The sequence below is a fragment of the Micromonospora sp. NBC_01638 genome (assembly GCF_045209745.1).
Classification (GTDB): domain Bacteria; phylum Actinomycetota; class Actinomycetes; order Mycobacteriales; family Micromonosporaceae; genus Micromonospora.
Map to the genome: position 1 here is coordinate 6,331,453 of NZ_CP109273.1, position 20,634 is coordinate 6,352,086.

17 protein-coding genes are annotated in these 20,634 nt (G+C 70.3%); 7 read left to right on the forward strand and 10 right to left on the reverse strand.

Features of this window, described 5'->3' with window-relative positions; genetic code table 11:
• Position 1: 1 nt before the first annotated feature.
• Genes OG811_RS29585 through OG811_RS29595 form a run of 3 tightly spaced genes read right to left on the reverse strand, consistent with a single transcriptional unit; the run spans position 2 to position 3,616 of the window.
• On the reverse strand, positions 2-919 hold the full coding sequence (locus tag OG811_RS29585; RefSeq protein ID WP_406070429.1) for an ABC transporter permease: 918 nt from the start codon (positions 917-919) through the stop codon (positions 2-4).
• The gene (locus OG811_RS29590) at positions 916-2,001 is read right to left on the reverse strand and encodes an ABC transporter permease (RefSeq protein ID WP_406070431.1); all 1,086 of its coding nucleotides are present in this window, start codon (positions 1,999-2,001) and stop codon (positions 916-918) included. The genes OG811_RS29585 and OG811_RS29590 overlap by 4 nt, the downstream gene beginning before the upstream one ends.
• Before the next feature lie 10 nt (positions 2,002-2,011).
• The gene (locus tag OG811_RS29595; protein ID WP_406070432.1) at positions 2,012-3,616 is read right to left on the reverse strand and encodes an ABC transporter substrate-binding protein; all 1,605 of its coding nucleotides are present in this window, start codon (positions 3,614-3,616) and stop codon (positions 2,012-2,014) included.
• Between the two features lie 288 nt (positions 3,617-3,904).
• Here OG811_RS29595 and OG811_RS29600 point away from each other — a divergent pair, with 288 nt between their 5' ends.
• The 3 genes from OG811_RS29600 (at position 3,905) to OG811_RS29610 (ending at position 6,563) form a co-directional block, all read left to right on the forward strand.
• Positions 3,905-4,441 carry a helix-turn-helix domain-containing protein gene (locus tag OG811_RS29600; RefSeq protein ID WP_406070433.1) on the forward strand — a complete coding sequence of 179 codons (537 nt, stop codon included), beginning with the start codon at positions 3,905-3,907 and terminating at the stop codon, positions 4,439-4,441.
• A gap of 514 nt (positions 4,442-4,955) precedes the next feature.
• Positions 4,956-5,849 carry a DUF1996 domain-containing protein gene (locus OG811_RS29605; RefSeq protein WP_406070435.1) on the forward strand — a complete coding sequence of 298 codons (894 nt, stop codon included), beginning with the start codon at positions 4,956-4,958 and terminating at the stop codon, positions 5,847-5,849.
• Positions 5,850-5,921: 72 nt separating this feature from the next.
• Positions 5,922-6,563: a DUF305 domain-containing protein gene (locus OG811_RS29610; RefSeq protein WP_406070436.1), complete on the forward strand. Its 642-nt coding sequence runs from the start codon at positions 5,922-5,924 to the stop codon at positions 6,561-6,563.
• A 182-nt stretch (positions 6,564-6,745) separates the two neighbouring features.
• Here the strand turns inward: OG811_RS29610 and OG811_RS29615 are convergent, their stop codons facing one another.
• Positions 6,746-6,913 carry a hypothetical protein gene (locus OG811_RS29615; RefSeq protein ID WP_406070438.1) on the reverse strand — a complete coding sequence of 56 codons (168 nt, stop codon included), beginning with the start codon at positions 6,911-6,913 and terminating at the stop codon, positions 6,746-6,748.
• Between the two features lie 268 nt (positions 6,914-7,181).
• On the opposite strand from OG811_RS29615, the gene OG811_RS29620 reads away from it, so the two are divergent.
• Positions 7,182-7,652: a hypothetical protein gene (locus tag OG811_RS29620; RefSeq protein WP_406070439.1), complete on the forward strand. Its 471-nt coding sequence runs from the start codon at positions 7,182-7,184 to the stop codon at positions 7,650-7,652.
• Between the two features lie 98 nt (positions 7,653-7,750).
• On the opposite strand, the gene OG811_RS29625 is transcribed toward OG811_RS29620, so the two are convergent.
• Entirely contained in the window at positions 7,751-8,647 is an 897-nt protein-coding gene (locus OG811_RS29625) for an acetyltransferase (protein ID WP_406070441.1), read from the reverse strand.
• A gap of 317 nt (positions 8,648-8,964) precedes the next feature.
• Positions 8,965-10,191 carry a PP2C family protein-serine/threonine phosphatase gene (locus OG811_RS29630; protein WP_406070442.1) on the reverse strand — a complete coding sequence of 409 codons (1,227 nt, stop codon included), beginning with the start codon at positions 10,189-10,191 and terminating at the stop codon, positions 8,965-8,967.
• A gap of 261 nt (positions 10,192-10,452) precedes the next feature.
• On the opposite strand from OG811_RS29630, the gene OG811_RS29635 reads away from it, so the two are divergent.
• Positions 10,453-10,872, forward strand: coding sequence for a PPOX class F420-dependent oxidoreductase (locus OG811_RS29635; protein WP_406070443.1), 420 nt, complete (start codon positions 10,453-10,455; stop codon positions 10,870-10,872).
• 318 nt (positions 10,873-11,190) lie between these two features.
• Here the strand turns inward: OG811_RS29635 and OG811_RS29640 are convergent, their stop codons facing one another.
• Positions 11,191-11,565: a hypothetical protein gene (locus tag OG811_RS29640; RefSeq protein WP_406070444.1), complete on the reverse strand. Its 375-nt coding sequence runs from the start codon at positions 11,563-11,565 to the stop codon at positions 11,191-11,193.
• Between the two features lie 175 nt (positions 11,566-11,740).
• Here OG811_RS29640 and OG811_RS29645 point away from each other — a divergent pair, with 175 nt between their 5' ends.
• On the forward strand, positions 11,741-14,557 hold the full coding sequence (locus OG811_RS29645; RefSeq protein ID WP_406070446.1) for a M14 family zinc carboxypeptidase: 2,817 nt from the start codon (positions 11,741-11,743) through the stop codon (positions 14,555-14,557).
• A 250-nt stretch (positions 14,558-14,807) separates the two neighbouring features.
• On the opposite strand, the gene OG811_RS29650 is transcribed toward OG811_RS29645, so the two are convergent.
• Positions 14,808-15,179, reverse strand: coding sequence for a hypothetical protein (locus OG811_RS29650; protein ID WP_406070447.1), 372 nt, complete (start codon positions 15,177-15,179; stop codon positions 14,808-14,810).
• Positions 15,176-15,553, reverse strand: coding sequence for a hypothetical protein (locus tag OG811_RS29655; RefSeq protein ID WP_406070449.1), 378 nt, complete (start codon positions 15,551-15,553; stop codon positions 15,176-15,178). The genes OG811_RS29650 and OG811_RS29655 overlap by 4 nt, the downstream gene beginning before the upstream one ends.
• A gap of 149 nt (positions 15,554-15,702) precedes the next feature.
• On the opposite strand from OG811_RS29655, the gene OG811_RS29660 reads away from it, so the two are divergent.
• On the forward strand, positions 15,703-18,462 hold the full coding sequence (locus tag OG811_RS29660; RefSeq protein ID WP_406070450.1) for a BTAD domain-containing putative transcriptional regulator: 2,760 nt from the start codon (positions 15,703-15,705) through the stop codon (positions 18,460-18,462).
• 81 nt (positions 18,463-18,543) lie between these two features.
• Here the strand turns inward: OG811_RS29660 and OG811_RS29665 are convergent, their stop codons facing one another.
• Positions 18,544-20,604, reverse strand: coding sequence for a cellulose binding domain-containing protein (locus tag OG811_RS29665; protein ID WP_406070452.1), 2,061 nt, complete (start codon positions 20,602-20,604; stop codon positions 18,544-18,546).
• Between the last annotated feature and the right edge of the window lie 30 nt (positions 20,605-20,634).

Consider the following 20,634-nt stretch of genomic DNA (forward strand, 5'->3'; position numbering starts at 1 on the left):
CTCAGCGTCCCTTCGCGTAGCGGGGGTCGAGCCGGTCACGCAGTGCGTCGCCGAGCACGTTGAAGGCCATCACCACGGTCAGGATGGCCAGACCGGGAAACACGCTGACCCACCACATCGACAGGTCCTGCGCGCCAAGGGCCACCATCGAGCCCCACTCGGCGGCCGGTGGGCGGGGCCCCAGGCCGAGGAACGACAGCGCGGCGAGCATCAGCACCGCGTTGCCGAGCTCCAGGGTGGCCAGCACGATCGCCGGGCCGATGCTGTTGGGCAGCACGTCGCGGCGCAGCGCGCGGATCGGCCCGACGCCGAGCAGTCGGGCGGCGTTGAGGTAGTCGTCGCCGCGCATACTCAGCACGGCGCTGCGGATGACCCGGGCGTAGACCGGCCAGGAGACGATGACCAGCGCCAGCACGGCGTTGCGGGTGTTCGGGCCGAACGCCGCGGTCACCGCCATGGCCAGAATGATCTGCGGGAACGCGAACACCAGGTCGGTCAGGCGCATCAGCGCCTCGTCGACGAACCGGCCGACGTATCCGGCGACGAGTCCGAGCAGCCCGCCGACCAGCAGGGCCAGCGAGACGATGGCCAGGGCCAGCGGGATGGACAGGCGGGCGCCGTGGATGACCCGGCTGAGGATGTCCCGGCCGAGCGAGTCGGTGCCGAACCAGTGCGCCCCGGAGGGCGGTGCGTAGGAATCGGGGCTCTGCGCCAGCGGGTCGTACGGCGCGAGAACTCCGGCGAGCAGCGCCAGCAGCAACCATCCGCCGAGGATGGTCAACGCCACCACGGTGATCGGCTGACGCCAGACCGGCCGGCTGGTCGAGCCGCCGCGCAACCGGCCGAGCCAGCGGCGCCGGCTCAGAGCCCGCTCGGCCTTCGGGTCGGGGGTGACCGGACCGGGTACGAGTGTGGTCATGACAGGCGGATCCTCGGGTCGATGAGCCCGTACAGCAGGTCGACGGTCAGGTTGACCAGTGTGTAGACAAGTGCCACGAACAGGCTGACGCCGAGGATCGCGGGCAGGTCCAGCGCCGTGGCGCTGCGGTACGCGTACTGGCCGACGCCGGGCCAGCCGAAGATGCTCTCGACCAGCACCGTCCCGGAGAGCAGTGAGGCGAAAGCCAGCCCGGAGACGGTGACCACCGGGACGAGGCCGGCGCGCAGCAGGTGCCGGCGGAGCACCACCCGGGTCGGCAGACCCTTGGCGTACGCCGCACGGATGTAGTCCTGCTGGAGCACCTCAAGCATCGCGGAACGGACGAACCGGACCAGCATCGCCACGGTCAACGAGGTCAGCACGAGCACCGGTAGGGACAGGTGCTGAGCGGCGTCCCAGGCGACGTCCCACTGCCCGGCGAGTGCCCCGTCGACGGTGTACATGCCGGTGACGGTGGGCGGTGGGCTGAAGTCGGTGGAGAGGCGTCCGCCGCTGGGCGCCAGGCCGAGTTTGTAGAAGAAGACGTAGAGCACGACGAGCGACAGCCAGAACGGCGGGGTGGAGAGCCCGAGCAGGGCGCCGATCCGGACGAGCTGGTCGGTGAACCGACCGTTGCGGACCGCCGCGAGCATGCCGATCCCGGTGCCGATCAGCAGCGCCAGCACCATGCTCGGGATGGCCAGTTCCAGGGTGGCCGGCACGTAGCGGAGCAGGTCGTCCAGGACGGCCCGGCCGGTCTGCTGGGAGTGACCCAGGTCGCCGTGCAGCAGGTTGTTCAGGTAGTGCAGGTACTGAGCCCAGAGCGGCTGGTCCAGACCCCACTTCTCGCGGAACGCGGCCACTGCGGCGGGGTCGTTGAGCGCCTGGTCGGACAGGTTGGCGGTGACCGGGTCACCGGGGACCACGTTGACCAGCCCGAACGTCACCATCGTGACGCCCAGCAGCAGACCGGCGGTGATCGCCACCCGCTTGGCCAGGAAGGTCAGCAGCGGGTGGGCACCCCGGGGCCGGGACGCGGTCGTGCTGACCGCGCCCGGCTCACCGTCGTGGACTGTCGTCATGTCGTCGCGACTACTTGCGGCCGACGGCGGCGATGTCGACCTGCCAGCCAGCGGCGTTGTAGTCCGCCCCGGTCAGATCGCTGGTCGCCACCACGATGGAGGAGTTGCTGGCCAGCACGAGGTACGGCGAGGACTGGTTCATCAACCGCTGCCACTCCTGCATCGCGGCGGCCCGACCGGCCAGGTCGAGGGTCTCGGTGACCTTCTTGCCGGCGGCCACCACGGCCGCGTCGGCCCGTTCGACGGTCCAGCCCGAACGCAGCGCGGTCGCCTGCCCGGGCGCCATGTTGTTGATCAGCGAGTCGGCGACGGGGTAGTTCAGGCTCTGCGGGGTGAAGCCGAGAGGCGACTTCCCGCCGCGCATCTCGTCGAGGAAGGTGGTCAGCGGCTGCGGGTTCAACTCCAGCTTGATGCCGGCCTCGGCGGCGTCGCCCTGCACCTTGGTGGCCACGGTGCCCAGGTCCACGCCCTTGTAGGTGATGGCCGGGTAGGTGAACTTCACCGTGGGGTTGGTCAGGCCGGCCTCGGCGAGCAGCGCCTTGGCCTTGGCCACGTCCCGCTTGGACTCCTCGCCGGCCGGCAACGCGCCCGGGAACGCGGGTGCGACCAGGCCGGCGCCGGGGGCGGCGCCCTTGCCGTACAGGGCGGCGATCCCCTGGTAGTCGATGGCGGCGCGCAGGGCCTGGTTGAACTTCGGGTTCGAGGTCACCTTCGACACGGCCGGATCGGCGTTGAGGAAGAGGAAGTAGACGGTGTCCTGCACCCCGGAGGTCTGCAGGCTGGCCGGCAGCCCGTCGAGGAGCTTGCCGGAGATGTCCAGGGAAATCTCGGCGCTCTCGGCGCGCTGCATGGTCAGCTTCTGGGTCTGCACGTCCATGTTGCGCAGCACGACCCGGGAGAACTGCGGCTTGGTGCCCCAGTACTTCGGGTTGGCTTCCAGCACCACCTGCGACGACGGGTCGTACGACTTCAGCACGTACGGGCCACTGCCGAGGGAGTTGGTGTCCAGATACTGCTGGGCGGTGTCGCCCTGCGCGGCGTCGGCGCCGTCGGTGGCGCCGTGCTCCTTGGCGGCCTTGGCGTTGAGCACCGCGGTCGACGGCATCGACAGCACCACCGGGATGTTCGGGTCGGGGGTGGCCGAGGCGACCACGACGGTGCTGTCGTCGGTCTTGGTCACGGTCAGGCCGCTGACGGTGACCGCCGGGCTGGCCTTGATGTTCTTCAGGCGGTTGAGGGAGAAGACGACGTCGTCGGCGGTGAGTGGGCTGCCGTCGGCGAACGTCACGCCCTGCCGGAGCTTGAAGGTGAAGGTCTTGGCGTCCGGAGATGCCTCGTACGACTCGGCCAGTGCGGGCACGGGTTTGCTCACGTCCGAGCCCTTGAAGGTGAGCAGGGTGTCGTAGAGGGCGTGCACGGCGGTCAGGCCGGTCGCCTCGTAGACCCGTCCGGGGTCGAGGGTCTTGAGCACGAACGATGTGTTCACGGTGAGGGTCTTGGCGGCACCGTTCGCGTTTCCACCGCTGCCGCCGGCGCTGCAGGCGCTGACGGAGAGGACGGCCAGCGTCGCCAGAGCGGCTGTTCCGACGAGGAGCCGGCGGGGGGACACCGACATGCTGTTCCTACCTTCGTATCGCGCGGCCCGCTGCGCGGGTCCGCGGGGCGTCGACGCCCCGGCAGACGACACCATCCACCGGCCGGGCCGAGGGATGACGGCGACGCGGGGCTTTTCGGGAGCGTCGTCTCGGGGTTGGATGTAGGCCGGACTGACAGTCGTCCGGTTTGCGCCTCGGCGCGGCTTGTCCAGCTGTGTCGAACATTGCCGCCTGATGTTTAGTAATGCTAAACACGCCCGTATAGTTTGGTCAATCAAGATTCAGTCACACTGTTGGAACGAGGAAACATGCTCGGTGACCGGCTCCGCGACCTGCGCCAGCAGCACTCCCTCACGCTGCGACAGCTCGCCACAGCGGCCGACGTGTCCCCGGCACTGCTCAGCCAGATCGAGAACGGCGCGACCGACCCGAGCCTATCCACCCTGCGAAAACTCGCCCAGGTCTTCGACACCTCGATCGCGGAGCTGTTCTCCGAGCCCGAGGCGCCGCCGGTGCACGTCAGCCGGGTCGGCGCTCGGACCCGACTGGCCGCGCCACCCGGCCAGATCACCTACGAGCGGCTCACCCCCGGCCGCGGCGACCTGGAGGTGCTCCAGGCACACCTGGCGCCCGGCGACGCCAGCTCGGCCGCACCGTGGGCCCACCCGTCGACCGAGTGCGCGATCGTCATCACCGGCGAGGTCGTCGCCGAGATCGGCGGTGAGTCGTACACCCTCACCGCCGGCGAATCGGTCACCTTCGACTCGCGCCTGGCGCACCTCTACCGCAACGCCAACGACCAACGCGCACACCTGATCATCGCGGTGACGCCGCCGACGCCCTGATCGCACGCCCCCGACTCCCTGACCGCGCCTCCCGCCTCCCGCCTCCCGCCTCCCGCCTCCCGCCTCCCGCCTCCCGCCTCCCGCCTCCCGCCTCCCGCCTCCCGCCTCCCGCCTCCCGCCTCCCGCCTCGATGATCGTGCTCGATCCTGGTTGTAGTTGCCTCGTCCGCCCGCGAAGGGCCTGTTTCCTGGGTCGAGCACGATCTTGGGCCGGCGTGCGCGGATGGACGGCGCGCGAGCGGGTCGTGGGCCGACGAGCCGTGCCTCGATAGCGCCCGACCGGGTCCCGAAGGGCCGGACCCCCACCAGGGGCCCGGCCCTTCGTCGTCGTCATTTCCACCAACTGCGGCACGTATTGACAAGTTTCGACATCAGGGTGAGGCTTGGACTGCTGAGAGCGCTCTCTCACACCCCGGCTCAACAGACCACCACCAGTCTGGCCAGGGCAATCTCCGATGTCTTCGGCGGCGGCGCCGGAGCTGCCCCTGACCCGTCCCCCCGACAGGAGTCACGAGATGGACAGGGCCGCACCCCTCTCCGGCATCCACCGCCGGCTGCGCCTCGCCACGGCGATCGGCGCACTGCTGGTGCTACTCGGCACGTACATCGTTTCCACCACCGCACGGGCCGACGCCGCCCTCGGCGTCAACGCCATCCGGGTCGCCGAGTTCCCCGCCGACTGCACCTACAGCCACCGACTGCCGGACGACCCGATCGTCTTCCCCGGGCTGCCCGGGGCCTCGCACATGCACAGCTTCTTCGGCAGCACGGTGACGAACGCCCACACCACGCTCCCCGACCTGGTCCGCTCCTCCACCACCTGCAACCCGCAGGTGGACGTCTCGTCCTACTGGGTGCCGACCCTGTACCGCGACAACGTGCCGGTGGAGCCCGCGATTTCCACGTTCTACTACCTGGGCGAAGGGGTACGCGCCGACGTCGTCGCGAACACCCAGCCGTTCCCGCTGGGACTGCGACTCGTCGCCGGCAACGCGCGAGCCACCGGACCGAACGACAGCATCGCCCGCTGGTCATGCCTGCACGCCGGGCAGGTGCCGCCGTCGAAGGACTTCGTCAACTGCCCGTCCGGCACCATGCTGGAGTCGTACCTGGACTTCCCGCAGTGCTGGAACGGCCGGGACCTGGACTCGCCGGACCACAAGAGCCACCTGGCGTACCCGGTGAACCAGGCCTGCCCGAGCACCCACCCGGTGCACGTGCCGAAGTTGCGGCAGGTCCTGCGATACCCGGTCACCGGCGACCCGTCGCGGTTCCGGCTGGCCTCCGGTCCGGGCTACACCATGCACGGCGACTTCTTCAACGCCTGGCCGGTGGCGGAGATGGCCCGCCGCGTCCAGGACTGCATCCGTCCCGTCATCAAGTGCGGTCACGACGGCCGACCGATCTGAGCCGACAGGTTCACACCGCGGAGGCGTGCCCGGTCCCGCCGGGCACGCCTCCCCGGGCGGAAAGGAGGCCGGATGCGCCAGAGCACAGTGTCCGCCCTGCTCGTCGGCGTGCTGCTCGTCGCCGGCTGCGCCGCGGGGCCACGGGACGCCGTCGCCAGCACCGCCGCACCACCCGCGATCGCGCCGCCAGCAATGACCGCGCCGGCACCCACGGGCACTACAGGAGCGTTCAGCCCCACCGACATCGCCTGGCTCCAACTGACGGTGGCGATGATCGAACGCCTGCTACTCGTACTCGATCTGGTGCCGACGCGGACCGCCGATCCGGCCTGGCGGCGCGTGGCCGCCCAGGTCGCGACCACCCAGCGGGCGAACCTGGACCGCGCCCACCGGCTGCTGGCTGACTCCGGTGCGCCGACGACCAACCCGCACGAGGGGCACGACATGCCGGGCATGGTCACCGCCGAGCAGTTGACCGCAATGCGGTCGGCCACCGGGCTGCCGTTTCACGCGCTGCTTGCCGCGCACCTGCGTGCACACCTGGCGCAGTCGGTTCGGGTCGCCGTCGCCGAGCGGGAGGGCGGAGTCCACTCGGCCACCACCGCGATGGCCGCGACGGTGGTTCGGGACGGCACCGCCAACCTCGCCGGACTCGATCGCCTCGACCCGACCGGCGGACCGGCCCACCAGCCCTCTACAGGGTCACCGGGTTGACCGGGCGCTGACACAGGGCGGCGCGCTAGCCGCCGCGACCCGGCCCGGCGACCGGCCGGTGCAGGTGTACGGCAGGCAGGGACGCCCCGGTGACGCCCTGGTCGAGACGCAGGCGGCGAGTCGGCTGTCGGCGACGTCGGTCAGCACGTCAACCATGCCCGTGCGCTCAACATTGTCGGCTCTCAGCTTCCGCCCATGCTCGACGAGCTGTTGTCCGACGAGTTGCCCGGCCGCGAGGTGTATCGACCCGACCGCCGTCCGGCTCGCGCCCGGCGTCCCAGCGCAACGCCGATTGCCAGCAGCAGCATGGCGAAGAGCAGGATTCCCCCGCCCAGCACCGCTGCGATCATCCCGCCCGACATGCTCGACCGCCCCGTCGCCGACCCACGACCGCCACGGCCGGTTGCGCAGATTCTGACACGTCAGGCCGTCCGGGCACCTGCCCGCAGAGAGCCGATGGTGAGGACATCGAGGCGGAGTTCGTGTCGGGCCGAGATGCAGATCGGCGGCAACACGGGCGACGTACCCGGTTGCGGTGCGCCATGGCGTGGACCGGATCGAACCAGGGGCGCGAACATGCTGTCGCGTCGATAGCAACCGCTGCATTAGGGTGCGAGGGTGACGAGTGCTCCTCGGGAAGCGGAAGCGCGTCTCGGTCCGATCGGCGCGACACTCTGCCGACTGGCGTTCCTGGCCATCTGCCTGCCCGGGCCGGTCCTGCTGGCCGCCGCCGTGACGCTGGACCCACCGCGATCTCCCACAGACTTCTGGGGCCTCCTCGCCGGTGGCGTACTGGCGACGATCATCGGTGTCGGTTTCGGCGTCTTCGGCTTGCGGCTGGTCACCCGCTCGCGGCGCGACGGTCGTCGGCTGTCCGCCGCCGGTGTCGCCGCGACGGCGGAGATTCTCACGGTGGCGAACCACCTGGGCGGAGAGGATCCCGGGCTGGAACTCCACCTGCGTGTCAGCGGGCCGGGTTTCGCCACGTTCGAGGCGGACACGATCCGCGCCGACGACCCCGCCCTCGTGCCCGGCGCGTTGCTGGCCGCCGTCGTGGACCCCGCTGATCGTCTCTTTTCGATCACCTAGGGGCCGGCCGAGACGCACCTGGAGCGGGATCGCGTTCGCGTCGGGTACTGGGCGCTGGCGCAGGGGTGCGCCCCGGTGACAGGGCGCACCCCGATCAGCTATTCCTGACCGTTTGGCGGCGCGAAGACGACCCGCGAGCGCAGCTGCCGGAACCCGGTCCGCTCCAGCTCCGCCAGCACCGCCACCCGGTGGGCGTCCACGTCGGCGATGACCTCCCGGGCACCGCTGGCGGCCAGCACCCGGACCCCCTCGGCCAGCAGTTCGGGCCGGGCTGCCTCGTCGAGTAGGCCGAGATAGGCGAGCAGTGGGTAGCAGGCGTCCCCGAACGTTCCGACCAGCCCGACGGGCTGAGCGGCCTCCAGCGCGACGCGCCATTTCTCGGCCGTGTCCCCCAGCCACGCCAGGGGGTCGGTGGCCAGGTCGACGCCGCTGACCGCCCGCGCGATCTCGGCGCCGGTCAGCACGTCCGGCTGGGTGACCCGGGCGACCAGGGTGTTGATCTCCGCCGTGTCGATGGGCGGACGGAAGTCGAAGCGCCCGGAGGACGCCGGCAGGGGCGTGCCGGTCCAGGAGCACCGGATACGCTCCCTCCGCTCGACCAGCCCAGCGAGCTGGGCCGCCGCCATCGGTGCCCGCACCACGGCCAGCACCTCGGGGCGACGCCGCCAGTGCGCCGGCAGGGCCGCGTAGTACAGACCGGGACCGCCCAGCGCCTCGTGGGCGGCGCGCAGCAGCTCGGCGCCCACCTCCGGCTCGGCGTCCAGATCGAACCGGTCCAGCCAGGGGGCACCGACGGCGCCCGGCGGGAGGAGCCAGGCAGCCCGGCCGACCACCCGGCCGGCACGGAGGGCGACCCAGGTGGTCTCGGGCCGGTAGCCGCCGCCGGCGATCCCGTCGGCGTAGGGGACCTGACGTAGTTGGGGCAGCGGATCAGGCATGGAGTCGAACAGATTTTCCTCGCCCGCGACGAGCGGACGAATGGCCAGATCAGTCATGGCTTGGTCCTCCGGGAAGCGAGCGCCCCGGTCAGATCCGCGCGGACGCCGGAGCGCGGAGGGGGCGCAGAACATCGGACATTGTTCTGACCTCCTCTCGGCTCGACGGCGTGCCCGAAGAACATACGCGCAACGGTCAACGGCCCGCAACGAATTGCCCCAACGTCGGCTTGGTCTCCGACCCACGCCGGTGGGCTCTCTGGTCGAAGACGGCGATGCCGGCCAGGATCAACCCGCTGCGGCCGCGACGGCGACCGGCGGGAGCAGCATCATCGGTCCGGGTGGGCGACCGAGGTCATGCTGCGGGCTCCGCCCGTTCAGAGTCGTTCGGCTCCGTGGATGGCGAGTAGGGCGATGTCGTCGTTGGTCTGTTCGGCGGCGAGTGTGGTCATGACGCGGGCGCAGACCGTCTCGGCGCGAGCTGGTTCGATGGCTACGCGGAGCCGCTCCATGCCGACGTCGATGGTTTCGCCCCGGCGTTCGATGAGCCCGTCGGTGTAGCAGACCAGCACCGCGCCGGCAGGAAACGCAACCTCCGTGTAGCGGCGGGCCGGCTGGCGAGCGCCAACACCCAATGGAAGATCAACTGGCAGGGTCAGCGTCTCGGCCGGGCGTCCCGGTGCGGCCAGGATGGGCGGCAGGTGCCCGGCGAGGGCCACCTGAATGGTGGTGCGATCCGGGGAGATCATGGCGTAGAGGACGGTGGCGAGGCTCCCCGTCTCGAAGTGGTGGATCTTGCGATCGAGCAGCGTCAGCGCACTGGCCGGGTCATCGCAGACCAGCGCGTACGCGCGAAGCGCACTGCGGAGGCGCCCCATCACGACTGCGGCGGACAAACCGTGCCCGGACACATCCCCGATGACGACGCCCAGCCAGCCGGACGGGAGGGTGAACACGTCGTACCAGTCGCCGCCGACGCCGGCGTCGTGACCGGGTACGTAGCGGGCGGCCATGTCCACACCTGGCGTCTGCGGCAGGTGGGTGGGCAGCAGGCTGCGCTGCAGTGCGAGCGCGGCGGTGCGGTCGAGGCCGCTGGCCTGGGTCCGGGTGGCAAGGCTTGCCCGGTCGGCGGCGAGTTGCAGGAGTTGCACGTCGGCGCCGGTGAACTGGTGCGGCCGGACGCAGCCGACGAGTAGGACGCCGATAACCTCGCCGCCGGCGAACATGGGCACACCCAACAGCGAGCGGGCCTGCTGGTTGGAGAGAACCTGGTCGTCCTGGTCAGCGGTGACGTCGTCCAGGATGACGGCCTGCTTCTCCTGTGCGATCCGACCCGCGATGCCGAGGCCGGCGGGCAACCGAGCACCCGGGCGGACGTCCTTCCCCAGCCCCTTCCGTGCGGTGGTCACGAACTGCTGGGCGTGGACGTCCAACAGCAGGATTTCCGCGGTCTCGACCCCCAGCACCTCCCGGACACGGTCGAGAAGCTCTTCCAGCAGGTCCTTGACGTCGAGTTGGGACAGCGCGGCGTCGGTGACGACCTCGATGCGGCGCAGCCGCTCGTCGCTCCCGCTCCCGCTCCCGCTCCCCTGCACGTCAATCACGTGCAGGAGCCTAACCCTTTCCCAGCCCAGGGCCGACCACGAGGACCTGTCCTACCGGTCCGCCGGGCAGCGGGGGGTGACCCCGACGCCGACGGCGAAACCGACGACCGGGCGTTCGGTCGCCCCAGCGGTGCCCGCGGTGACCTCGAAGCGCAAGGGTGTCGGGGTGTGGACCTTCGGCACAGGATTCAGAACAAACGGCGACGGAGGCGCCGGGTGCGTAACGTGCAGGGGTAAACGCTCACGCGACGAGGAGACTTCATGTCCAAGCCACCGCTTCCCGAGGCCGCGGTCGCCATGCTCCAGAAGCCGAACCCCGCCGTGATGACCACGCTTCGCAACGGTGGTCAGCCGGTGTCCGCCGCCACCTGGTACCTGTGGGACGACGGCCGGATCCTGGTGAACCTGGACGAGAGTCGCCGCCGGCTGGAGCACGTCCGCAACGACCCCCGGGTGTCCCTCACCGTGCTCGACGAGGCCGGCTGGTACACCCACGTCAGCATCATCGGGCACGTCGCCGAGTTGCGCGCGGACGAGGCCCTCGCGGACATCGACCGGTTGTCCCTGCACTACACGGGCAATGCGTACCCCCGGCGGGAGCGTGCCCGGGTCAGTGCCCTGATCGAGATCGACCGCTGGCACGGCTGGGGTTCGCTCAAGGACAACAGCCAGGTCGGCTGAGAGGCTGGCCCGGTCCGCAGCTCAAAGCCCTGGCCGGCAACGGCTACACCGTGCACCGCGACCTGCGCACCGGGCACGCCTGGTTGTTCGACGGTACGACGCTCTGGACGTACGACGATCCGGCGGGCCGGTCTGGGCGGAGCCATGATCGACGGGGCCCGGGCCGCCCCTTTCTCGCGATCTTGCACTTTCTGCCTCGACTTAGGGGGCATTCCACGCATCTCGGCGACCGAAACTGCAAGATCGGCGCGGCGGGGGTAGGCGTACCCCGATCTACCCGGCCCGTCGCCGGCCGACCCTCGGCTGGCGGCGGGCCGTCTACCTCTCCTCGGGGGTCACCGCGTGCACGGCGGCCTCGATGAGCGCGGTGACCTGGTCCATGTCGCGAGCCCGGCGTACGTCCAACTCGGCCGACCAGCCGTCTGGACTGGTGAGAGTCACCGTCACGTCCTCGCGGCGGTGGGTCAGCCAGCCGGCGATCGCCTGCACCAGCACCATGACGGTGCCAGAACCGTCAACCGTCACCCGCAGCAGGGCCGTGCCGTCCGCCGACGTCCCACCAGGCGGCGTTGCGGTCACCCTTTCGCGCAGCCGGTCCTCGGCACGCAGCCAGGACGCCAGAGAACGCCGTGCATCGCCGGAGGGAAGATCCGGATGGGCCGAGAGCGTGATCGTCTCCAGAGACGCCGGCAACGTCTCCTCCTTTCGGTAGCGGACAACCCCACAACCCCACACCGACATCCTGCCAGCCGACTCCGACGTCGGCATCCCACGCAGTCACAGAAGTCGATCAGCCCTTGACCGCCGTATCGACGGTTCATAGGCTCCGGCCACTGCGAGGCTTTCCCCCAAGAAGGGAACCCGAGACATGGCTCCATCGTCGCGTCCGTTCTGGACGGTCCCCCCGAGGCGGCTGGCGAGTGCCGCCACGGTCGCGCTCCTACTCGGCATGACTCCCCTGCTCAGCGGCACGTCGGCCGCGAGCACCGCCCGTCCCTCCCCCTGTAGCAACGATCCGACCGCCCGGCTGAGCGCGGTTCCCACCCCGGAGGCCGTGCTCGGCTTCCCGCTCGGCGCGGGGCAGGAGCGGGTCGTCACGAACGCCGAGGTCCGGACCTACCTCGGGGCCGTGGACGGTGCCTCCGACCGCGTCACCACCGGGGTGCTGGCCACCAGCGTGCTCGGCCAGCCACTGCCGTACGCGGTGGTGTCCAACGAGCGCAACGTACGGCCCGCCGCGCTGCGCGAAATTGCCGACGACGTCCGGGACCTGCGCGACCCGCGCCGGACCAGCGCGCGGACAGCCGCCCGGACGGCGAAGGACAGCCCGGCCATCGTCTGGGTCACCGCGAACGTGCACGGCGGCGAGAAGAGCGGCACCGACGCGGCCCTCAAGACGCTGTACGAGTTGGCGGCGGGCCTGTCGTGCGCGGTCGCAGACCGCAACGACAACCTGGTCACCATCATCGTTCCCACTCAGAACCCGGACGGCCGCGACGCGACCCGGCGGCAGAACGAGTTCGGCTTCGACATGAACCGGGACTGGTTCGCCCGCACCCAGCAGGAGACCGACGGCAAGCTGGAACTCCTGCGCCGCTACCCGCCGCAGGTCTTCATCGACGCCCACGAGATGGGCGGCCGTCAGTACTTCTTCCCGCCCAACGCCGACCCGATCCACCACGAGATCGCCGGTGAGGCGGTGGACTGGATCAACCGGATCGGCGAGGCCAACAAGGCAGGCTTCGGCTACAACGGCGCCTGCGACGAGACCGTCACCACCGAGTGCTACTTCAACTACGACACGTACGACATGTTCTTCATGGGTTACGGCGACACGGTACCGACCACCGGCTTCGGTGCGGCCGGTATGACGTACGAGAAGGGCAGCGCATCGGCGGTGGCCGACCGGGTTCAGCAGCAGTTCAACACCCAGTGGGCAACGCTCGGATGGGCTGCCGCGAACAAGCCTGAGGTGCTGAGCGGCTACTTCGATATCTGGACCGACGCGCTCGCTCAGGGCAGGGCGGGCACGCTGGAGCCGAACGAGGTGGTGCAGCCCACCAACGAGGTCCAGTTCCCGGTGCCAGACATCAAGATCCGCTCGTACTTCCTGCTGCCCGACCGGCAGCTCGCCGACGTCCGCCAACTCGTCGAGCGGCTACGCCGCATGGACGTCGAGGTGTACGAGGTGCAGAAGCCGACCCGGGTGCCCACCGCGCGGGTGTTCGGCGGGCGGACGGCCACCAACCTGACCGTGCCCAAGGGCGCGTACTGGATCCCGATGGACCAACCGCAGAAACACTGGATCCAAGCCATCATGGGCGAGGATCCGTACACCCCGTTCCCCTACTTCTACGACGTGTCATCCTGGAGCAACCCGCTGCTGATGGGTGTCTCCACGATCTACACCGGAGACAACGTCCGGCCGAAGGCCGAACTGGTCCGCACGATCTCCGGCGGCCGGACCGCGCCAGCGTGGCCGTGGGGCTCGTACACGTACCCGCTGGACTCGGCGGCGGCAGCGGAGTTCACGTTCACCCTGCTCGGTCGCGGCGTCCCCCTCGTCCGTGACCTGAAGACCAGCAGGGTCGCGCTCCCGGCGACCAAGCTGAGCCGTACGGTCGACGAGCTGGCCAAGTCACTCGGGGTGACCCTCACCCCGGGTGGGCGGCCCACCGGCACCCGCCTCGACCTGCCGAAGGTGGGGCTGTTCCAGGGCACCGGCATCTCCACCACGTCGGGCTCCCACGGCGAGGCCCGGTACGTGCTCGGCAAGCGGTGGGGGCTTGACCTGAATCCGGTGACCACGGCCGACATCAACGACAACACCGAGGCGTTCACCGGACGCACCGTGCTGTTGGTGCCGGACGGCAGCAGCGCGACCGGCGGTCTGACCGCCACCGGGCAGGCCAACCTGCGCGACTGGATCGCCCAGGGCCACACCTACGTCGGGTTGCGCAACGAGGGCACCTGGGTGGCCCGGGCCGCCGGGCTCACCTCCACCACCGAGAAGACCAAGCCGGCTGGCTACACGGTGATCGGCTCGCACCTGCGGGTCGACGTCGACCAGGACAGCCCGGTCGCCCTGGGTCGCCCGGCGGAGGACTTCGAGTTCAACAACAGCGACCCGATCCTCAACCCGACCACGACCGGGACCAACGTGCTCCGCTACCCGACGGGTGACACCTTCTGGGCCAACGGCTACACCGTCGGCGGCGACACCCTGAAGGGGACGGCGGCACTGGTCGACGAGCCCACCGGAGCGGGTCGGGCGGTGCTGTTCGCGTTCAACCCGCTCTTCCGGGCGTACAACGAGAATGGTCTGCACCTGGTGGCCAACGCGCTGCTCTACCCGGCGGGCGCGGGCGCGACCACCGCGCCGGACGCCCGGCGCTCGCCCGGGTTCGACGCGGCACGCGCGAGCGCCGCGGCCGCGCCGGTGACGCCGGAGCTGGGCGGCGGGTGGCGGCCGACCACCATCGAGGTGGCGACAACGGACCTGCCGCGTACCCGGGCGATCGTCGAGCGGTTCACCACGGAGGCGCAGGCGGCCGAGGCGGACGGGTCGGCCTACCTGGTGATCCCGAACCCGGAGGGACGCCAGGCTGACGAACACCCGTTCCTGGGTGATCTGGTACGCGCCCTGCACGACGCCCAGGTGCCGCTGCGGTCCGTGGTGGGCTGACGCCGGACCTGTACAGCGAAGCGCCCGTCCCCGCGTTGGGACGGGCGCTTTCGCGTCTTGACCAATGATGCTGTCCTCCCTCCGGCGGCACCACCTCTCCCCCGCCGAGCCCACAGCAGAACGTCCACGGTGGTCCGTCAACCCGCGCCGGCCCGCCGCCGACCAAGTTTCCAGTCGGCGACGGGCCGGTGTACGTCCGGCACGCGGGGCAGCGACCTGTCGCTGGAGCCAGCGCCGAGGTCACCCGGCGCTAGGCGACTCCGGTCCGCCACTTGTCGCAGGTGTCCGCGAACCAGGCAGGCTGATCCACGCAGGAGCGGAACCGGACGGTACGCCCCTCGCCGAAGTTGTGGTCCCACTGTGAGCAGTCACCGTTGCTACCCGGGTTGTAGTGCGAGCCGGTCTGCAGGGAACCGTCGATGCGGACGTACTCGTACGCGACGTACGAGATGAGGCCGTCCTCTGCCGTGTCACAGTTCTCGAACTTGTCGCCGTAGCTGATGAACCGCGACCATGAGCCCGCCACCGAGGACGACGCATCGGCGTACGCGCTGCTGCCGGTCACGAGGATCGTCGCTGCCGCCGCGGCGGCCACGACACTGAGTTTCCCGACCTTGTTCATGCGATACCCACCACCCACGCGCTGCAAGGGTCCGGGAGCGGCCCCGGTAGGTCGGCGCAGGCCCGGAAGGTAACACTGCGGCCCTCGCCGAAGTTGTGGTCGTACGTGGCGCAGGTCCCGTTTCCGAGGCCGTTGTACTCGTAGTCGTGCTGAACCGTCCCATCCTTGCGGATGTACTTGTACTCGTTGTAGACGGTCAACCCGTCGGTCTCCGTGTCGCAGACCTTGAACGAGTCGCCGTAGCTGGTGAACGTCACCTTCGCGCCCGGACCCGTGGCCACCCGGTCGGTGCCGGCCTGCGCGGTACCGGCGGTGCCCACCAGGACCGCCGCTGTGGTCGCTACGACGACGAGCGGTCGTTTCAGCGATCTCATGTCTGCTCTCCCCAATCTCGTTGCCAGCCCCGTACTGGGCTGTCATGTTGACTATCGGGGCCCGGGCTGGGGCGGGTCTGGGACGAAGCTGGTATCCGCAGGCACAACCGGGGTAAGGGCATAGACGGTGCCCTTGGTGAGGAGATGCGGTGACGGTGCGATTCGGCTTGCTCGGGGACGTCGTGGCGACAGTCGACGACCAGCCCGTCGCCCTCGGGCACGCCCGTCAGCAATGCGTCCTGGCCGCTCTGCTCGTCGATGTCAACCGGGCGGTCTCGGTCGACCAGCTCATCGATCGGGTCTGGGGCGAGAGCCCGCCGCAGCGCGCCCGCGACACCCTCTACGGCTACCTGTACCGCCTGCGCCGCAGCCTGGCTGACGTGCCCGACGTGGCGATCACACGACGCTCCGGTGGGTACCTGATGGCCGCTGACGAGATGACGGTAGATCTGCACCGCTTCCGCCAGCTCCGTGACGAGGCCCGTGCCGAGCAGTCGGAGGATGACCGCCTCGCGTTGTTCGACCGGGCGCTCGGGCTCTGGCGCGGCGACCCGTTCTCCGGGTTGGACGCCTTCTGGCTCGACACGATGCGGACGGACCTGGAGCAGGAGAAGCTGACAGCGGAGCTCGAACGCGTCGATGCGGCGCTGCGGGTGGGCCAGCACGACGCGGTCCTGGCCGACCTGTCGCGTCTCGCGTCGGGGCAGCCACTGAACGAACGCCTGGCCGGCCAGATGATGCTGGCGCTTTCCGGCAGTGGCCGCTCGGCCGAGGCGCTGGAGCACTACCGGCGGTTTCGGGACCTGCTGGTCGAGGAGCTCGGCGTCGAGCCGAGCCCGCACGTACAGCAGCTGCACCGGTCGATCCTGACGCCGGACCTCGCCGCGGGCCCCGGTCAGACCGGCTCATCCGTTCCCCGACAACTGCCCATGCCGTCCGGGTCGTTCAGCGGCCGGTCCGGCGAGCTGGCGCAGCTCGACGCGGCGCTGCGGACGGACGGCGAGACGACCGGTGCCGCCGTGGCCGTCAGCGGCATCGGTGGGATCGGCAAGACCTGGCTGGCGCTGCACTGGGCCGCCACCCATCAGGACCGCTATCCGGACGGCCAGCTGTTTCTCAACCTGAGTGGCTTTCACCCCACGGAGCTGCCGTTGGCGCCGGCCACTGCGATACGCGCGATCCTGGACGCGCTCGACGTCGCCCCGACCGCCGTACCCGCGGACTTCGCCTCCCAGGTTGGCCTGTACCGGAGCCTGGTGGCGGACCGGCGGATGCTGATCGTGCTCGACGACGCCAAAGACCCCGATCAGGTCCGTCCACTGCTGCCCGGCTCGGCCAGTTGCGCGGTCCTGGTGACCAGCCGGAACCAGATGTCCGGCCTGGTGGCGACCGAAGGACTTCATCCTCTGCCACTCGGCTTTCTGACGGTCGCCGAGGCACGTCATCTCCTCGCCGGCCGGCTCGGGCAGCGGAGGATCGCGGCAGAGGCGGACGCGGCGAACAAGATCGTGGCAGCCTGTGCGGGGCTGCCGCTCGCCCTGTCGATCGTCGCCGCCCGGGCCGCCATGAATCCCGCGCTGTCGCTGCAGGACCTCGCCAACGAACTCGCCGCGCCACGCCATGGGCTGGACGCCCTGGCAAACCGCGACGCCGTCGCCGACGTACGGTCCGTCTTCGCCGCATCCTACCGGGCACTCAGCGCCCCTGCGGCGACGCTATTCCGGCTACTCACGCTCTACCCCGGCCCGGACGTCAGTCTGCCGGCGACGGCCAGCCTCATCGGGCTTTCGGTCGATCAGGTGCGCGAACCGCTCGACGAGCTGCTCAGCGCCCATCTGGTGAGCCTGACCGGCCCGGATCGCTACGCCTGTCACGATCTGCTGCGCGCGTACGCCGACGAGCTGTTGGACGTGGCAGACCGGACACCCGCGCGGCGCCGACTGCTCGACCACTATCTGCGCGGCGCTCACGCGGCCGCGTTGACGATCGAGCCGCATCGGGACCGCATCGACCTGCCGCCGCTCGCGCTCGGGACCACCGTCCTGTCGTTCCGAAACGGCGAGCAGGCACACCGGTGGCTCGACGCCGAACGTCTTCTCCTCCTCGCCGCTGTCGAGCAGGCGGCCGATTCCTGCCTGGACGGTTACGCCTGGCGCCTGGCCTGGGCCGTCGCGACCTTCCTCAGCAGGCAGTCCCGGTGGACGGATCTGGCAACAGCGCACCGCACCGCCGAGACCTCGGCACAGCGTGCGGGCGACCTCGTCGGAGAGGCACACGGCCACCGCGATCTCGGCCTGGCGCTGCATCAACTCGGTGACCTGGACGGCGCGCTGAGCCACCTCAATCGCGCTGGTGAGCTGTTCGGCCGTCTTCGTGACCCGGCCGGCGCGGCCCACGTCGCGCTCTACCTGGGCTGGGTGCACGAAGGGCAGGACCAGCACCAGAAGGCGCTGGAATGCGACGAACGAGCCCTCGCGCTCTTTGGCGAGGTCGGTCACGTGGTGGGGCGGGCGAAGGCCCTCAACGCGGTCGGCTGGGACCATGCCCGGCTTGGCGACCAGCATCGGGCCGTGGACTACTGCCGGCGTGCGCTCGCCTTGCACGAAGAGCTCGGCAACGTGACCGGAGCGGCCAAGACCTGGGACAGCCTCGGCTACGCGCATCAACGGATGGGCGTTCCCGACGAGGCGTGCGCGTGCTACCGGAAGGCGCTTGAGTTGTACGAGCAGTCCGATGATCGGTGGGGTGAGGCCGAGACGCTGACCCGTCTCGGCGACGTCCTGCACGGTGCCGGTGATGACGAGGCAGCCCGAGGCAGTTGGTTGCGGGCCTTGCATCTGCTCAACGAGGACAACCCCGTTGAGATCGGCGAACTCCGCCGTCGACTCGGCCTTGCCGACCTGCCGTAGATTCCGTCGGCGGCGGGTCGGCGGCGGCCCCGGCGCTCCGGCTGGCCTGATGAACGGGCCAGCCGGAGCACGAGGATGGCGTCAGCCGGTGGTGCAGACGGTGCCGTTGAGGGTGAACGCCGTCGGCAACACGTTCGGGCCGCTGTACGCGCCGACGAAGCCGGCGCTCACGCTGCCGCCGGCGGCGATCTGCCGGTTGTCGTCGGTCGGGGTGACCCGCACGGCAGCGCCGACCTGCTCCCAGGTGGCGCTCCAGCCGCTGCTCACCTGCTGCCAGCCGGTCGGCCAGGTCCAGGTGAGCGTCCAGCCGTTGATCGCGCTGGTCCCATTGTTGATGATCTCGACGCCGCCGATGTAGCCGTTGCCCCAGTCGCTGTTGGTGGTGAAGCGGACGGTGCACGCACCGGCGGCCGGGCTGCCGGTGGCGAAGGTGAGCGGCGGTGAGGCCCAGGACACCCGGCCAGCGGTGTCGCGGGCCAACACGTTGACGGTGTACCTGCTGCCCGGCACGAGGTTGCCGACCGTGAACGAGGTGGTCGTCGTCTCGCCGAATTGCTCGCTGACCGCGCCGTTCTGCCGGTACACCTCGTACTTGGCGATCGGGCTGCCGCCCGGGGTGGCGGCCGGCCAGGAAATCGTCGCGGAGCGGTCGGTGACGCCGCTGGCGGTGGGCTGGCCCGGCGCCGAGGGCCGTCCGACGGTCGCGCCGGCCGGGCGCAACACGAGCGTGGTCAACGAGTACGCCGGCAGCGTCCGCGTTGTCGCGGAGCCGGACTGGCTGGTGGCGATGCCGGTGGCACCGTTGGTGAGGGTGGACACCGTCGGCGCGACGGTCGACGGGGTGAACCCGGCGTAGTCGATGGTGACCGGATGTGCGGTGGCCGGATCCTTGTTCACGAGCAGCACCGCGAGGTCCCCGTTGCCCCGGCGGACCGCGTGCGCGCTGACCAGCGGCTCGTCGGTGCCGGCGCGGACGAACTGGTCGCCGGCCTTCGCGAACAGCTTCATCATGGTCAGCCCGTGGTACGGCGCGAACGGGGTGTTCAGCGGCGGCTCGCACACGGAGCCGTCCTCGGTGCAGGTGCCGCTGGAGAGCATGCCGAAGTCGCCGTAGTCGGTCTGGCCCGCCACCTCGGACACGGTGCCGATGCCGTTGTGCACGTTCCACCACTGGACGGTGAAGACGCCGGTCTCCAGCAGCCCGCTGTAGACGTCGGCCAGGAAGAGTGCCCCCGGCTGGGTGTTCTGGCCGGCGCCGACGTTCAGCTCGGTGAAGCTGATGCCGATGCGGCCGGCGTTCGGGCCGGCGTACCGGGTGAGTTGCTGCCGCAGCAGGTAGGTCGCGTCGGGGATGTGGCTGGTGCGGGTCAGCGACTCGGCCGCGGTGCCACCCGGGTACCAGTGCACGTCCACGAAGTCGATCTTTGGGCCGGCGATGGAGAGCACGGTCTGGTTCCACGGGCCCGGGTCACTGCCGGCGGTGATCCCGTCCGGCCAGTTGCCCGGCATCGTCAGCACTGCGCCGACCTTGATGCTCGGGTCGACCGCCTTCATCGCGTCGGCGTACTCGACGACCTGCCGCGCGTACTGTGTCGCGCTCTTGTCCGGGTGGTCGTCCGCCTCCCACGCCGACCCGTAGTGGCCGTTTCCGTAGTTCTCGTTGCCCACCGTCCAGTACCGCGCGCCGTAGCCCTTCGTCACGTTGGCGTACCGCACCCAGTCGGCGGCCTCGGCGGGCGTGCCGGTGCCATAGTTCGCGATGATCATCGGTTGCGCGCCGACCCGCCGGACCGCCGCCATGAAGGTGTCGAAGTCGGTCCCCGGCGCGACGTACCCCCCAGGCGCGGTGTGGTCCTTCCAGTGGTAGATGTCGGCGTACGAGCCGCCGGGATAGCGCATCATCTGCACACCGGCGTCGCGCAGCAGGTCCGACGTCTCGGCGGTGCCCAGGTTCTGGTCCCAGATGGCGTGGTTGACGCCGAGCGCGGTGTCGGGCACGGTCGCCAGTCCTGCGCGGGCGTTCACGGTCACCGCGACCGGGTCGGCTGCCGCGCTGGCGGTCGGCGGGTTGACGCCGGACAGCGCGCTCGCGGCAAGCAGCAGGCTCGCCAGGAGTGCGGCACGGCTTATCGGGATGTGCATGGCTGGGTTCCTCCACGGTGAACGACGGTG

Bases quoted from the DNA above. Each gene is read 5' to 3' on its own strand.
- OG811_RS29605 (WP_406070435.1), top strand. From the start codon at position 4,956: ATGGACAGGGCCGCACCCCTCTCCGGCATCCACCGCCGGCTGCGCCTC.
- OG811_RS29590 (WP_406070431.1), bottom strand. From the start codon at position 2,001: ATGACGACAGTCCACGACGGTGAGCCGGGCGCGGTCAGCACGACCGCG.
- OG811_RS29595 (WP_406070432.1), bottom strand. From the start codon at position 3,616: ATGTCGGTGTCCCCCCGCCGGCTCCTCGTCGGAACAGCCGCTCTGGCG.
- OG811_RS29645 (WP_406070446.1), top strand. From the start codon at position 11,741: ATGGCTCCATCGTCGCGTCCGTTCTGGACGGTCCCCCCGAGGCGGCTG.
- OG811_RS29585 (WP_406070429.1), bottom strand. From the start codon at position 919: ATGACCACACTCGTACCCGGTCCGGTCACCCCCGACCCGAAGGCCGAG.
- OG811_RS29650 (WP_406070447.1), bottom strand. From the start codon at position 15,179: ATGAACAAGGTCGGGAAACTCAGTGTCGTGGCCGCCGCGGCGGCAGCG.
- OG811_RS29635 (WP_406070443.1), top strand. From the start codon at position 10,453: ATGTCCAAGCCACCGCTTCCCGAGGCCGCGGTCGCCATGCTCCAGAAG.
- OG811_RS29615 (WP_406070438.1), bottom strand. From the start codon at position 6,913: ATGATCGCAGCGGTGCTGGGCGGGGGAATCCTGCTCTTCGCCATGCTG.
- OG811_RS29665 (WP_406070452.1), bottom strand. From the start codon at position 20,604: ATGCACATCCCGATAAGCCGTGCCGCACTCCTGGCGAGCCTGCTGCTT.
- OG811_RS29600 (WP_406070433.1), top strand. From the start codon at position 3,905: ATGCTCGGTGACCGGCTCCGCGACCTGCGCCAGCAGCACTCCCTCACG.
- OG811_RS29655 (WP_406070449.1), bottom strand. From the start codon at position 15,553: ATGAGATCGCTGAAACGACCGCTCGTCGTCGTAGCGACCACAGCGGCG.
- OG811_RS29625 (WP_406070441.1), bottom strand. From the start codon at position 8,647: ATGACTGATCTGGCCATTCGTCCGCTCGTCGCGGGCGAGGAAAATCTG.
- OG811_RS29610 (WP_406070436.1), top strand. From the start codon at position 5,922: ATGCGCCAGAGCACAGTGTCCGCCCTGCTCGTCGGCGTGCTGCTCGTC.